The organism is Sporolactobacillus kofuensis, assembly GCF_024125425.1.
GTDB lineage: Bacteria > Bacillota > Bacilli > Bacillales > Sporolactobacillaceae > Sporolactobacillus > Sporolactobacillus kofuensis.
Genome location: NZ_JAMXWN010000012.1, coordinates 90,664 through 104,881 on the forward strand (window position 1 = coordinate 90,664; position 14,218 = coordinate 104,881).

Below are 14,218 nucleotides of genomic sequence, written 5' to 3' on the forward strand. Positions count from 1 at the left end.
GGTGCAGTATTCTAGTCACTCTACTTTACTTGAAGACGGGGCTAAAAATCCGTCAAAGGGCACATCGATGAAGTTCCTGGTGCAGGCTTAGAGCGCCCAGCTTTGGGCTTGTGCTGGGAGTAAAGGACGTAGGGCGATCCGCAACGGCATGTGGGCGAAGACCCTGCGTCCGTGGAGACACGTACGTTGTTTGCTTTTATGCAAGAACTATGTGGAAAACCTGTTTCGTAAGTACTTAATTATTAAGGAAAAGCGAACAGCGTAGCCTGCCTTGAGTGGGAAAGAGGGGATGGTTAGCGCAAAACTTTGAAATACTTGGCCGGTATGATAAGGGGCGCTTTCCTGAAATCAATTCTGCAAAAGAGGCTAGAGCAAAGTTTCAAGAGTGTTTGAGGAAATCTCCTAGACTGTCTGTATATATGCAGCATTTGAAAAGGATTATAGTGCGGTCTAAGTGGCGTTCTAGTTCGGTGTCTGGCGACAGCATCGGCTAAGTTTTAAAAGGAAACTGCCTGCTTGGCAACAACAGGTAATTTAGCGGGAAAACCTACTGGACCTAAGCCGCAATGTTTACTTTTCAAATGACCTCGCTACATAATTTATTAATGTATTAAATAAGATATATTATATTTAAGGATGTGAATTGTCCGACATTTAGATAAAAACAAGTCGGAACACACATGAAAAATGAACTTAAAAAAGCTCTGAAATGGGCGCTTCCCTTAGCTGTTATCACGCTTGTGCTAGCGGCTATTTTTTCAATTGTGTCCACTGCCGTACTCAGCGATGCGAATGTCGTTAGTGGTACTTTTGTTGTGATTGTCATTATTCTCATCGCCTTATTTTTCGATATCATTGGCGTTGCATCTACTGCATCGAATGAGGCACCGTTTCATGCCATTGCTTCAAAAGGAATGAAAGGCGCAAAATATTCAGTGTGGTTAACAAAGAATGCAGACCGAGTGAACACGTTCTGTACGGATGTGATTGGTGATGCCAGTGCCATAATTAGCGGGACGGCAGCATCCGTTGTCGTGGTCGAAATGATGGAGCTTCTAAGTAAAGATAAGAGCGGTTTCGTTGACTATGTTGTATCCGTAATTGTCACTAGTTTGGTTGCAGCTTTCACTGTTTTTGTGAAAGCACTTGGTAAAGGGTTTGCTATTAAAAATGCTACAAATATTATCTATAAGGTCGGATTTGTCCTTTATTTTATAGAGGATCGCCTTCATATCCCTATCCTAAAAATCCTTGATAAAAAGAAAAATAAGGGTAAAAAGAGAAAAAAGGCAAAGAAGGATGAGTGATCACCATGGATGTTTCAACAATTAAAAATCCTAAGTTTCTAAAGAAAATGCCTGTTGATCAGATGATTGATCTTGCAAAGGACATCCGATCTTTTCTTATTCATAAATTATCTAAGACCGGAGGCCACTTGGCACCAAATTTGGGCGTTGTTGAACTGACATTGGCGCTTCATAAGGTGTTCAACAGTCCGGAGGATAAGCTGATCTGGGATGTCGGACATCAGTCCTATGTCCACAAGATTCTCACTGGAAGAGGAGATCAATTCGATACGCTCCGCCAATATAAGGGCTTATGTGGATTTCCCAAACGAAGTGAAAGTGAACATGATGTTTGGGAAACAGGGCACAGTTCAACTTCACTTTCAGCTGCACTTGGGATGGCTGTTGCCCGAGATCTGAAACACGAAAACTTCGACGTGGTTGCCATCATTGGAGACGGAGCATTAACAGGTGGAATGGCTCTTGAGGCTCTAAATGATATCGGACATCAGAAGCGAAACATGATCATTGTGCTTAACGATAATGAAATGTCGATCGCTCCTAATGTTGGTGCCATGCACAATATGCTTAATCGTATTCGTTCAGCAAACAAATATAATCGAGCTAAAGAAGATATTGAGTACTTGATGAAAAGAATTCCTGCATTCGGAGGCAAATTAGCTTCTGTGGCTGAACGGCTAAAAGACCGACTTAAATATATGCTCGTATCAGGAGTGTTCTTTGAAGAACTCGGGATTACCTATCTTGGGCCTGTAGACGGACATAATTTTGAAGCTTTGATTGATAACTTAAACTATGCCAAGAAGCGAAAAGGTCCGGTATTAATCCATATATTGACTCAGAAAGGGAAAGGATATAAACCGGCAGAATTAGATGAAGTTGGCACATGGCATGGTACGGGTCCTTACAAAATTGAATCAGGTGCTTTTATTAAGCCTGTTGCCGTAGCACCTGCGTACAGTAAGGTAGTCAATGATACTTTGCAGGAGATTGCTCGAAAAGATGACCGAGTGGTTGTTATTTCCCCTGCAATGGTTGTTGGTTCAAAGCTTGAAGGATTCGGACGTGAATTTCCAGATCGCTTATTTGATGTTGGCATAGCAGAACAGCATGCAGCCACATTTGCAGCAGGATTAGCGACACAAAATATGAAACCAGTGCTCTCCATCTACTCGACATTCATGCAACGTGCGTATGATCAATTAGTACATGATATTTGTCGACAGAACCTAAACGTGGTCATTGCTGTTGACCGGGCAGGGCTCGTCGGTGCAGATGGTGAAACCCATCAAGGTATCTTTGATGTCGGTTTCTTACGCGAACTGCCGAACTTAACGATTATGATGGGAAAAGATGAAAAGGAATTAAGAAATATGATTTTTACTGCTCTTCACTATGATCGTGGACCGATTGCCGTACGCTATCCCCGTGGCAATGGTTTAGGCGTAGCTATGAATGAGGCGCCTGAATTGATTCCAATTGGCAAATGGGAAGTACTTCGTGAGGGTCACGATGCAGCGGTACTGGCTTTTGGACCAATGTTGCAAGTTGTCTTAGACGCTGCCAAACACTTGGAAAGTGAAAAGATCAAAATTAAGGTTGTGAACGCACGCTTCATTAAACCACTTGATCATGAAATGCTCTCGGAGTTGTCACAGAGCGGCATGCCACTATTGACTGTTGAAGAAGGCCTTCTTGATGGTGGGTTTGGCTCAAGTATTATGGAATTTTTCCACGATTACGGGGATCATGAACACATCATTGAACGAATGGGTATTGATGATTGCTATGTAGAGCATGGTAGCGTCGGTGAACTACTGGAAGAACTCGGCTTAACAAGTGAGCAAATTTGTGTGCGCATTAGAAAGATGCTCAAAGAACAGAACCCAAAGAATGGAATTAGGAAGGTTTTTACTTCATGAAAGATAGAGAAAGAGTAGATGTACTCCTGGTTAAGAAGGGATTATTTGACTCCCGTGAAAAGGCACAGAGAGCAGTCATGGCTGGTATGGTCTATCATGGCGATCAGCGTGTTGATAAGCCAGGAAGCAAAGTGGAGAGTACTCTAGAATTTAACATCAAAGGTAATCTTTTACCGTATGTCGGGCGCGGCGGTTTGAAACTCGAAAAAGCACTTAAAGTGTTTCAACTGGATCTAACAGAAGTACTCATGCTTGATATTGGTGCATCGACCGGTGGATTCACGGATTGTGCATTGCAAAATGGCGCGAGAAAAGTCTATGCGTTAGATGTTGGGTACAATCAATTGGCATGGAAACTGCGTAGCGACCCCCGAGTTGTTGTTATGGAGAAAACGAATTTTCGATACTGTACGTTAAGTGATTTTAAGGAAGGCCGTCCGGAATTTTCATCCATCGATGTCTCGTTTATTTCGTTGAAAAAAATACTTCCGGCGCTTGCAACTATTTTACAAGAGAATGGGGAAGTTGTGGCGCTTATTAAACCACAATTTGAGGCGGGACGCGAAGAGGTCGGTAAGAAGGGCATCGTCCATGACCCGAAAGTACATTTATCGGTGATTCAGGATCTATTGCAATTTGCGTTAAGCTGCGGTTTTTCTATATTACATTTAGACTATTCTCCAATTACCGGCGGAGACGGAAATATTGAATTTCTTACGCACCTTCGCTTAGATGGTGACCATGCTGAAAATTTATTGGAGACCACACCTGAAGAAGTTGTTCGCACTGCCCATAATAATTTTAAAAAGAAACAAACAAACGATTGAGCCGAAAAAAGGCTCTTTTTTTTGTGCAAAGAGAAAGTATAAAAATTCACTCGGACAAACGGCAATCCGTCACTAAATTTAGGTTCAAACACGAAAGGGCGCCCGCAAGCAAGCGAACAATCGAAGTGCTAATAAAGACATCCGTAAATTCATGCAAGTACAGAAAAAGGCGAAAAAGAAAAGAAAATGATTGACGTAATCGCGTGAATAAGGGAAAATGGAGAATAGGAACAAACGTTCGAAACAAAGAGGTGCGTATCATGATATCTGAATTGCAAATTATCAATTTTGCGATTATCGATAAACTAACTATATCCTTTGAGAAAGGACTAACCGTTTTCACAGGTGAAACAGGTGCAGGTAAGTCCATAATTATTGATGCTATTGCATTGCTTGCTGGTGCACGTGGTTCTTCTGAATTTGTGAGACATGGTACTCAAAAAGCAGAAATTGAGGCATTGTTTGACAGTGAAGATCAACAAGGGATCAGAGAATTGCTCCAAGATCAAGGGATTGAACAATCAGAAGGCCAGCTTGTGCTAAAGAGAGAGATCTCGAGCTCTGGAAAGAGCGTCTGCAGAATCAATGGGAAGTTGGTTACGCTATCAGTACTGCAACAATTTGGTCGTTTATTAGTTGATATTCATGGGCAGCATGAGCACCAACGATTATTGGATCCCACGAATCATTTAAGTTTTGTTGATCAATTCGGTGGTCTATCACTGGAGAAATTCAGCAGTACCTACCGCGCAGAATATAAAGAAGTTGCAAAACTGGCAGCCCAGTGTAATAAATTTAACCATGATGAGAAACAAATTGCTCAGAGAATTGACTTGCTTCAATATCAAATTGGTGAAATTGAAGCAGCACATCTGAAAGCCGGTGAGGAAGAGCACTTGCTTGAAGAAAAACGAAAGCTCGTCAATTTTGAAAAAGTATTTCAAGCCCTCAAAGCAAGCTATGAGGCTTTAGATGGCGAAAACGCTGGACTAGATCTCCTAAGACAGGCATCAGGAAATCTTGATGCCATTCGTGATCTCGATCCTAAATTAGAGCACTTCTCAGATTCGGTTTCAAATGGTTATTTCCTTTTGGAAGAACAAGCCTCGGCGATACGCAATTATCTTGAACAAATGGAATATAATCCTGAGCGACTCGATGATATTGAAATGCGTCTGAATGAAATTCATATGCTTAAAAGAAAGTATGGAAACTCTGTGGAAGAGATGATCACTTATTATGAACAAATCAAGAAAGAATATCAGGAGTTGAATGATCGGGATCGGAATTTTGATGCATTAAATGACGCACTGCAAGAAGGACTCGAACGGTTAAGAACGCATGCAATGAACTTGTCGACCGCAAGAAAAAAAGTTAGTGTAAAGCTCGCGCGTGCAATCAATAGTCAGTTTAAAGATCTCTGTATGGAACATGCTTTAATTGACATTCATCTTAAAATGAACAATAACCTGGAGTCCTTTTCAGGATTCGAATCAGATGGAATAGATCAGGTCTCATTTTACATAACGACTAATCCCGGAGAACCTTTTAAACCTCTAGCTAAGACAGCTTCAGGAGGAGAACTCTCAAGGATTATGCTGGCCATTAAAACAGTATTCAAGAAGGTCATGGGGCCAGCGACAATTATTTTTGATGAGGTTGATACAGGGGTCAGCGGTCGTGCTGCACAAGCGATGGCGGAGAAAATTTGCAGCTTATCTCAAGACGCACAAGTCTTCTGTATTACGCACCTTCCGCAAGTTGCCGCAATGGCCGATCACCATGTATTTATTGAGAAATACATGACGAAAGATCATCGAACAAGAACATCAATCAAGAAATTAAGTGAAAGTGATAAAATTACGGAAATCGGCAGAATGATTTCCGGACCTCAAATGACTGATCTTGCACGTGAGCATGCAAAGGAATTAATCAATTTGGCTGAAAAAGTAAAAAAATAACACTGGTACACTCATCCTATACTGGAATTAATCCATTAAGCTGTGAACTCATAATTCTGCTCTTCTCAGGTCATTTTAATAAATGCACTACAAGATAAGGTGCGGGTTGAGCGAGGAGAGTGAGTTATGAAGAAAAGAAAGACGTTAGGAATCACGGTTATACTTGTTCTTCTCAGCTTCATGGTCATCAATTCAAGTATTCGAACTGAACAGTTCATCGCAAATACACTGCTGAAAGACGGTGGAATGCAGTCCAATATCCTTCATTTGCATGCTGAGTTGACAAGTGGATCACCAGTTTCGATGATCATGAAAAAGCACAAGGTGGACGTGTTGACGTATCAACAGCGAAACCAACGAGTTAGAGCGGTATCACAGGATCATGTTAAGTTTGCCGATTGGCACAACACCAAAGAAATTAGACTCGTACCTGGAGGTCAGTCGATAGGTATCCAATTGAGTACAAAAGGTGTTCTTGTTGTTGGCTATCACTTAATTAGTACCAAGAATGGCGAATCCTCGCCAGGGGAATCAGCAGGCATTCGTGTTGGGGATGTGATTACAAAAATAAATGGAATACCAACAGGTTCGATAACAGATGTGCGTCATATTGTTCGTAAGTCGAGGACAGACAAGCCGCTTCAATTAACGTTAATTCGCCAACGGGCATTGGTAAAGAAGAATCTAACACCATTGTTGGACAGAGATCATCAGCATTATCAGCTCGGATTGTTCATTCGTGATTCGGCATCGGGTATTGGAACCATGACTTTTTATGATCCCAAATCAGGCGCTTATGGAGCTCTCGGTCACGTCATCTCAGATCGTGATACCGGACAGCCAATACTTGTTAAGAATGGACGTATTGTCCGATCAACGGTACAAGCAATCGATCGGGGTAGAGAAGGTAGACCAGGCGAGAAAATAGCCTTCTTTCCCGAAAATGCGATGAGCATCGGTAATGTATCAAAAAATACACCATTTGGAATATATGGGAAAATGGAACAGAACAACGTGAAGCTTTTTGAGCAGAATGGTCAAGCACTTCCCATCGCAACAGCCGAGCAAGTAAAAGAGGGGCCAGCAAAAATATTAACGGTCCTTAATGGAGATAAAGTCGAGGCATTTGATATTCGCATACTCAATTCGATTCCTCAGAACCACCCGGCTACAAAAGGATTAGTGATAAAGATTACTGATCCTAGATTATTGCGAGCAACCGGAGGGATCATTCAGGGGATGAGTGGCAGTCCGATTATTCAAAACGGAAAACTTGTGGGTGCTGTGACTCATGTCTTTGTTAATGATCCAACAAGCGGTTATGGTGTTCATATTGAATGGATGATTGAAGAAGCAGGTATTACTAATCATCAAATACCCAGAAATGAACTTGCAGGTTGACATGATATTTAAACGAATCATCATGTACTAAGTACAAAAATTATCCGACATTCTCTGCAAAAAAAGTCGAATAAACATAAAAAAACACAATATGACTTGTTTTTTGATAAAAAATGTAAGAAAAATATAAATTAATGAAAAAAAGAATAAAAGGAAACTCTTCCCTCTTGTCGAATGATTAACATGTAGAATTTTCGACGAGGGGGATTTTGAGTTGCAAACAATAAAAGTCTGCTTAACAGACGATAACCAAGAATTGATTCTGCTGATATCAGAGTATTTGAAAACACAAGATGATATTGAAGTGATTGGGTCGGCAAGCAACGGTCAAGATTGTCTAGAAATGTTGAAGACAGTAGCTCCTGACGTTCTGCTCCTAGATATTATTATGCCTCATCTTGATGGACTTGGTGTCTTAGAACAAATCCATTCGAATCCGGATCTTCCAAAACCAAGTATTATTATGCTGACAGCATTTGGCCAAGAAGATGTAACGAAGAAAGCCGTCGAACTTGGTGCGTCGTATTTCATGTTGAAACCGTTTGACATGGCAAATTTGGCAAACCATATTCGTCAAGTCGCAGGAAAGAAAGATGCAGGTACCAGACCGGTCTATAGTACACAATCCGCAAGTCAACGACCATCACAGGCAGATAAACTGCATGATTTAAATGCGAGTATTACGGATATTATCCATGAAATTGGGGTTCCTGCTCATATAAAGGGTTATATGTATCTGCGTGAAGCCATCTCCATGGTCTATCATGATATTGAACTGCTCGGATCAATTACAAAAGTTTTATACCCTGATATCGCCAAAAAATATAAGACGACACCAAGTAGAGTTGAACGAGCAATTCGCCATGCGATTGAAGTGGCTTGGAGTCGCGGAAATGTGGAATCCATATCGAATTTGTTTGGCTATACGGTCTCAATGTCAAAAGCAAAGCCAACCAATTCGGAATTCATCGCCATGGTCGCAGATAAGCTGAGAATTGAGAATCGTGCTGAAGAATCGATGAAGATTCTTTGAGTTGTAGGGTTATTTTGAAGCGATCAGATGAATTAGTTATCTTTGTTGCTCATTTTTCTAAAAACACATGTAAACTTGATGATTGCTCATAAATTGAAACATCTTCAGATTATTGAATTGAGAAATTCAGTAAAGAAGATGTTTTTTTAGGACAATTTTTGTATGAACGCAACTGAAGCATGTATTTAATAATGAACTGAATGGCGGGAATAATCATGTTAAAAGTTGGTGTTATCGGAATTGGTTCTATAGCGTTAAAAGCATATCTACCGATTTATTCGGAAATAGACGATGTTGATTTTTACTTTTGTACACGTAATCAGGACACGATTAATAGGATACGAGCGAAATATCGATGGGCACATTTGTACTCGTCCCTTGATGATTTACTCAATGAAACTCATGAAACTCTTCAAGCGGCTTTTGTTCATTCAGCAACTGCATCACATGTACCGATTATTGAACGTCTTATAAAAAATGGTATCGCCGTATATGTTGATAAACCGATTGCTGACCATTACGATCAAGCCGAGAAACTGACCAATTTGGCCGAGAATCTGAAGGTTCCACTGATGACCGGTTTTAATCGTCGTTTTGCACCTTTTTATCAGACTGCAAAAAGCATTTCTAATAAAACGATGGTCATCTGCCAAAAAAACAGGAGTAATGCGCCTGGTGATTTGCGAACGATTGTGTTTGATGATTATATTCATGTCGTTGATTCGCTTCGGTTTCTCGTTGGCAAACCACTTGACATACAATCCGTACATGTAGTCAAAGATCAAATGAATCGAGTTGTTGCGCTTTCGACAGTATTTCGTAGCGGGTCTATTCTTGCAACAGGTATAATGAATCGTGTTAGTGGAACAAACCAAGAAGTCACGCAAGTAATGGCTGAAGAAGGAGAATGCATCGTCCGTAATTTATCTGAGCTCAAAAAATTACAAGGAACATCGAGCTGTTGCCAACAGTTTAATGATTGGGATCGTACGTTATATAAAAGAGGTTTTGAAGGGATCGTTCATAAATTTCTGAGTGCTGTTAAAGAAAATAAGGATCTTCCAATAGCAAAACGTGATGCATTAGAGACCCACAGATTATGTGAGTGGATTGTTGAAAAGGGAGAGGTCGATGAATAGTCTTGAACGGCACTATGATTACGAATAGCCATGCAAATTGGTTCAGTTTTATCGTTTATTTTGTTAACTATGTTTTGCTCGCCATTTTCATGCGTTCCCGTACATAGATTAAATGGTATGAACAGAGATAATGCTTAATCTTCCGGTCTTTGGGGCCAATGGGTGGTCTATGTACTATTGCCACAATCAATAGGCATGATCCTTGGTGCAGCAGTTCTATCTCGTCGATAGATCAAAACATTGTATCATCGATACACTGCCTACGATATCGTGCCGGGATGTATTTGGGCAGGCGGGAATAGTTGGATTGCAACAAAATTAGAAGGTGTTGCTTTGATCTTCTCTATGTCGCAAATTGGTACGTTCTTTCTACATTCGAGGGTATTTTTATTCTCGGGGTGAAAAAGTCAAAAAAATCAGGTGCCCCTATCGTTGATTGGTTGCGTGTTAATCGTCATCGGAGGGGTTCTTCTCCGCTTTACGAAGAGATAACAGTCCTGGAATTTACTAACTGATTCAATTTTTTAGTGAAAGGTCATGACATGAGCTGAAATGAATGATAAAATATAAATAAGCTTTTTGAAGAATCTTGTCATCTTGTAAGATGAAAACGGTTCTTTGAAGAAAATGGCAGGTTTATTCATTCTGAATCCTGTACAATTTAACTATTATGTAGATGAATGGAGCGAGTAGAGAAATGGAAAAGACTTATGTTGTTACTGACGAAACAGGTATTCACGCACGCCCGGCAACCGTGCTTGTAAGTGAAGCAAGCAAATTCGAATCAAACATTAACATTGAATACAATGGTAAGAAAGCGAACTTGAAGAGCATTATGGGTGTAATGGCTCTTGGTATTATGAAAGGCGCTGAATTCAAAATCGTTACTGAAGGCTCTGATGCAGATGAAGCTTCTGCAGCAATCGGAGGAGTCATTGCAGCACAAGGTATTGGCGAAGAAAAATAATTTTTATTGAATAATAAAAAGTGATGGATTTGAGGAGTAACCTCATGTCCATCGCTTTTTTTACTTTCATTTAATTTTAACCCTGTGCTTGGCTTTCTCTAGACTTTAGAACAAGATGTGAGACATAAGTTTGTCCAATAAGAAACAGTCCTCCCACAACCCAATATAAAGGTAGTGCAGCGGAAGTAGATAAAGATGCAAAGACGATCATAATCGGTGACATCAAACCGATCCATTGCATGGAATTTTGTTGTTGATCGGAGCTTAGCGTAGGCATTAATTTTTGACTGATTCTAAATTGCAGAAAATAAACGATTCCAGCAATTATTGTAAGCGTAAGATCCGCATGCCCCAGGCTGAACCAAAGAAATCTGTGTGTTGCAATATCATGTGAATTCCGGATTGCGTAATAAAACCCCATTAGGATGGGCATTTGGATAATTATGGGCAGACAACCAATAGATGAGAAAGGGTTAACATTATGTTCTTTATATAAACCCATCATTTCCATCTGAATTTTTTGCTTTTCACTGCTATCTTTTGTTTCAGACATTCTTTTTTGGATAGCTGTTAACTCAGGCTTTAATTCATCCATTTTTTTTCTCATATCAAATTGGCGAATATATTGGCGCACCATAAGTGGAGCTAAGATTATCCTGATCAAAAGGGTCAGAATAATAATTGCAATTCCATAGTTATGTCCGAAAAAAGCAGCTGTGCTGTTAATCATCATTGTAAAAGGGTCAACAAAATGACTCATCGTAAATCGTTCCTCCCATTCAACTTAACAAAGTTTTGTGATTATTAAGTGAGACTGAGAGAAACGCAATGGTCTTCTGAATCGTTGGTACATGATTCCTTACGCCGGACCATCCTTGCCAAGCAGAAGGCGAGAGGACGTTCGCTCGTCATTACTCCGATACGAGGAGAGTGCTGCGGATAGTCACATGATTCTTCATGGTAAAGATGTGCACTAAATTTCCAACGTTCCAAACGGAATGTGGTTTGAATCACGTGAAGCGCAAGTTCAATTGTGAATACAAGCGTTAGGAACAATGGATCATTAAGTAGATACGCAAGAAGATCGAGCGTGTCATTCACCTGCCTTTATAAATGATCTTCTCCATCATATCATAATAATAAAAGCAAATAGCCTAACGTTTAATCTCATTATGAAAAAATCCCCCCGCAATACGAATATGCGGGGGGAGAGAATTACCTTACATTAATATCAGAGGGGTTAAAATTGGAGCGAAGATCAAAGTGAAAATTGCGGCCAATACCATAGCCAAACTTGCTGCCGCTCCTTCCTCGCTTCCAAATTCCAGTGCCTTTGAGGTGCCAGCACCATGAGCCCCCATTCCCAATAAGAGTCCTCTTGCTAATTTTTCCTTAATGTGCAAATAACGTATGACCATAGGTCCAAGAATCAATCCTGAAATACCCGTAACAATAACAAAAATAGCAGTCATCGTTGGCATACCACCAATATCCACGGAAACAGCCATAGCAATAGGGGTTGTAATTGATCTTGGTAATAAACTAAGTAAATAGTTGTTCTCCAAGTGCACCACGTGGCTAAAGATACCTGAACTGATTAAGGCGATCGTAACACCAGCAGTCATACTAATTGCGATAATCTTTGCGTATTTTTTCATGACCTGATGATACTTATAGAGTGGGATGGCAAAACCAACAACAGCCGGTTGCAATAAATTGCTCAGCCAGCGTCCACCGCTGTCATAATCCGAATAGTCAATATGAAAACCAACGAGCATCAAAGAAAGAATGCAAGGAGCAACTAATAATGGTGAAAGAAATGCTCGTTGAACTTTCTTATACAGCATTTTCGATAAATAATACACCAGAACAGTAAGCAGGATGCAAATAAATGCGATCATCGTTCAATCTCTCCTTTTTTATTTGCCAGCCTGCGAATAGAATACTGAGCAACAAGACCGGTAACAATCATAACTGTGATTGTGCTAAGCAGGATTACAATCAGAAACTGTGATCCGTGTTGTAGAATTTCATCCTTATATTGAATAATAGCCACTGCAGATGGAATAAAAAACAGTAACATTTCAGACATGAGAAAACTTGCCCCAAGTTCAACATAAGAAAGTTTGAGAATTTTCAAGTGCAACAGTGCAAGTACTAGGAAAAGACCGACAATACTTCCGGATATAGGCAAATGAAGCAGTTTGGTGAGTTCATTCCCTAATAGTGCAAAGAGATACAAGCAACCCACCTGAATGATGATACGAAAACACTTTAGCAAATTGAAGACACTTCCTTATTTTTTAACGGATTGCTGTGATACATGTCACAGTGTATTATACAAGAGTTGAAAATCCAGGTACAATAGAATTCGAGAATATTAATATTCCAAACAACTATAGATATGGGGCGTCAAAATGGATATTAAACACCTTCATTATTTTCTCGAGGTAGCTGTGCGGAAGAGTTTTACAAAAGCAGCACGTCATTTATATGTGACACAACCCACAATAAGTAAGATGGTTAGAGATATTGAAGATGAATTAGGTATGGTTCTACTTGATCGTTCAGGAAAAGAGATAGAACTCACGGATGCCGGTAAAATTGTTTTTGAACAATCTCAAAAAATTGTGCAGTCCTTTGCACATTTATCAGATGAACTTAGTGATCTCACCCATGCAAAAAGAGGGAAACTAACCATCGGTCTACCTCCGATGATTGGGATTCATTTTTTTCCTGGGATACTAAGTAAATTTAGAAGTAATTTTCCAGGCATTGACTTACATATTGCAGAGTATGGTGCAAAAAAGGTCGCGGATAGTGTATCTGAAGGTCTCTTGGAAGTTGGAGCAACAGTGGGCGCGTTTGATCAACAACTCTTTGATTCATTTGTCTTCTTTGATGATGCCATTCGTCTTGTTGTCCATCGTTCTAGTCCCCTTGCTCAAAAAGAATTAATTAGTATCAAGGATCTTCGTGAGGAATCATTCATTATGTTTCCTGATGAGTTCTCATTACACGGTATGATAACTAAATGTTGTGATGAGGCAGGTTATCAACCACGGATCGTATTTGAAAGTTCTCAATGGGAATTCATGCTCAAAATGGTATCTGAAGGATTTGGTGTCGCTTTTCTTCCAGAAAGTATCATTAAGAAAACAGTTCAAGAAACAGATTCAATAGTTACGATTCCATTGGTCAATAAAGAATTGAATTGGCGTCTATCAATGATCTGGAAGAAGAATCATTATCTTTCTTATGCAGCAAGAACATGGATTTCTGAGACCCGATCTGCTTTAATCCATGGGTGATTTAAAAGATTAAAACCAATGCTAGCATTTTATTAATTTGTATTGACATCGTGTTTCAAGGATGATATATTATTAAAGCTGTCTCAGCCATTGATACACTAAAGTGTAGATAAAGGATTAGAGATGGCGCATCGTAACTTATTGGTTAATAAAATTAATTATTGACAATATGAGATTTGTTTGTTATGATGTTTAAGTTGTCTTCGAAAGAGGATAGCTTAGAATGTTCCTTGAAAACTGAACAAAAGCCAAGCGTGATATAAGGGTTATAAACCCCTAATCAATTCAATTTGCTATGGATCTTATGAACGAAAAAGTCGGCTCGGACACTTAGTCCGGCATTTAAGAAT

The 14,218-nt window shown here is 39.9% G+C and carries 12 protein-coding genes; 9 read left to right on the forward strand and 3 right to left on the reverse strand.

All coding sequences use genetic code 11. The features are described from left to right. Nucleotides 1-680 precede the first annotated feature (680 nt). The 8 genes from NIE32_RS10800 to NIE32_RS10835 all read left to right on the forward strand — a co-directional run bounded on the left by NIE32_RS10800 (nt 681) and on the right by NIE32_RS10835 (nt 10,557). Nucleotides 681-1,307: a hypothetical protein gene (locus NIE32_RS10800; protein ID WP_253076903.1), complete on the forward strand. Its 627-nt coding sequence runs from the start codon at nt 681-683 to the stop codon at nt 1,305-1,307. A 5-nt stretch (nt 1,308-1,312) separates the two neighbouring features. Beyond that, the gene (dxs, locus tag NIE32_RS10805; protein WP_253076904.1) at nt 1,313-3,229 is read left to right on the forward strand and encodes a 1-deoxy-D-xylulose-5-phosphate synthase; all 1,917 of its coding nucleotides are present in this window, start codon (nt 1,313-1,315) and stop codon (nt 3,227-3,229) included. Further along, entirely contained in the window at nt 3,226-4,056 is an 831-nt protein-coding gene (locus NIE32_RS10810) for a TlyA family RNA methyltransferase (RefSeq protein WP_253076905.1), read from the forward strand. Before dxs ends, NIE32_RS10810 begins: the two co-directional genes overlap by 4 nt. Nucleotides 4,057-4,316: 260 nt before the next feature. Further along, nucleotides 4,317-6,017 (forward strand): DNA repair protein RecN, encoded by a 1,701-nt coding sequence (gene recN / locus NIE32_RS10815; protein WP_253076906.1) that lies wholly within the window; start codon nt 4,317-4,319, stop codon nt 6,015-6,017. A 126-nt stretch (nt 6,018-6,143) separates the two neighbouring features. Next, complete coding sequence (gene spoIVB, locus NIE32_RS10820) at nt 6,144-7,418, forward strand: SpoIVB peptidase (RefSeq protein ID WP_253076907.1); 1,275 nt, start codon at nt 6,144-6,146, stop codon at nt 7,416-7,418. A 214-nt stretch (nt 7,419-7,632) separates the two neighbouring features. Further along, complete coding sequence (gene spo0A, locus NIE32_RS10825) at nt 7,633-8,451, forward strand: sporulation transcription factor Spo0A (protein ID WP_253076908.1); 819 nt, start codon at nt 7,633-7,635, stop codon at nt 8,449-8,451. Nucleotides 8,452-8,666: 215 nt separating this feature from the next. Beyond that, nucleotides 8,667-9,590, forward strand: coding sequence for a Gfo/Idh/MocA family protein (locus NIE32_RS10830; RefSeq protein ID WP_253076909.1), 924 nt, complete (start codon nt 8,667-8,669; stop codon nt 9,588-9,590). 697 nt (nt 9,591-10,287) lie between these two features. Next, nucleotides 10,288-10,557 (forward strand): phosphocarrier protein HPr, encoded by a 270-nt coding sequence (locus NIE32_RS10835; RefSeq protein WP_253076910.1) that lies wholly within the window; start codon nt 10,288-10,290, stop codon nt 10,555-10,557. 76 nt (nt 10,558-10,633) lie between these two features. Here NIE32_RS10835 and yidC read toward each other — a convergent pair whose 3' ends face one another. The 3 genes from yidC to NIE32_RS10850 form a co-directional block, all read right to left on the reverse strand. Then, nucleotides 10,634-11,317 carry a membrane protein insertase YidC gene (yidC, locus tag NIE32_RS10840; protein WP_253076911.1) on the reverse strand — a complete coding sequence of 228 codons (684 nt, stop codon included), beginning with the start codon at nt 11,315-11,317 and terminating at the stop codon, nt 10,634-10,636. Between the two features lie 460 nt (nt 11,318-11,777). Then, on the reverse strand, nt 11,778-12,458 hold the full coding sequence (locus tag NIE32_RS10845; RefSeq protein WP_253076912.1) for an LrgB family protein: 681 nt from the start codon (nt 12,456-12,458) through the stop codon (nt 11,778-11,780). After that, the gene (locus NIE32_RS10850) at nt 12,455-12,838 is read right to left on the reverse strand and encodes a CidA/LrgA family protein (RefSeq protein WP_290443584.1); all 384 of its coding nucleotides are present in this window, start codon (nt 12,836-12,838) and stop codon (nt 12,455-12,457) included. The genes NIE32_RS10845 and NIE32_RS10850 overlap by 4 nt, the downstream gene beginning before the upstream one ends. 136 nt (nt 12,839-12,974) lie before the next feature. Here NIE32_RS10850 and NIE32_RS10855 point away from each other — a divergent pair, with 136 nt between their 5' ends. Beyond that, nucleotides 12,975-13,868, forward strand: a complete 894-nt coding sequence (locus tag NIE32_RS10855) for a LysR family transcriptional regulator (protein ID WP_253076914.1) — start codon at nt 12,975-12,977, stop codon at nt 13,866-13,868. The last annotated feature ends 350 nt before the right edge of the window (nt 13,869-14,218 follow it).

Bases quoted from the DNA above. Each gene is read 5' to 3' on its own strand.
- dxs (WP_253076904.1), top strand. From the start codon at position 1,313: ATGGATGTTTCAACAATTAAAAATCCTAAGTTTCTAAAGAAAATGCCT.
- spoIVB (WP_253076907.1), top strand. From the start codon at position 6,144: ATGAAGAAAAGAAAGACGTTAGGAATCACGGTTATACTTGTTCTTCTC.
- NIE32_RS10800 (WP_253076903.1), top strand. From the start codon at position 681: ATGAAAAATGAACTTAAAAAAGCTCTGAAATGGGCGCTTCCCTTAGCT.
- NIE32_RS10810 (WP_253076905.1), top strand. From the start codon at position 3,226: ATGAAAGATAGAGAAAGAGTAGATGTACTCCTGGTTAAGAAGGGATTA.
- NIE32_RS10835 (WP_253076910.1), top strand. From the start codon at position 10,288: ATGGAAAAGACTTATGTTGTTACTGACGAAACAGGTATTCACGCACGC.
- recN (WP_253076906.1), top strand. From the start codon at position 4,317: ATGATATCTGAATTGCAAATTATCAATTTTGCGATTATCGATAAACTA.
- yidC (WP_253076911.1), bottom strand. From the start codon at position 11,317: ATGAGTCATTTTGTTGACCCTTTTACAATGATGATTAACAGCACAGCT.
- NIE32_RS10830 (WP_253076909.1), top strand. From the start codon at position 8,667: ATGTTAAAAGTTGGTGTTATCGGAATTGGTTCTATAGCGTTAAAAGCA.
- NIE32_RS10855 (WP_253076914.1), top strand. From the start codon at position 12,975: ATGGATATTAAACACCTTCATTATTTTCTCGAGGTAGCTGTGCGGAAG.
- NIE32_RS10845 (WP_253076912.1), bottom strand. From the start codon at position 12,458: ATGATCGCATTTATTTGCATCCTGCTTACTGTTCTGGTGTATTATTTA.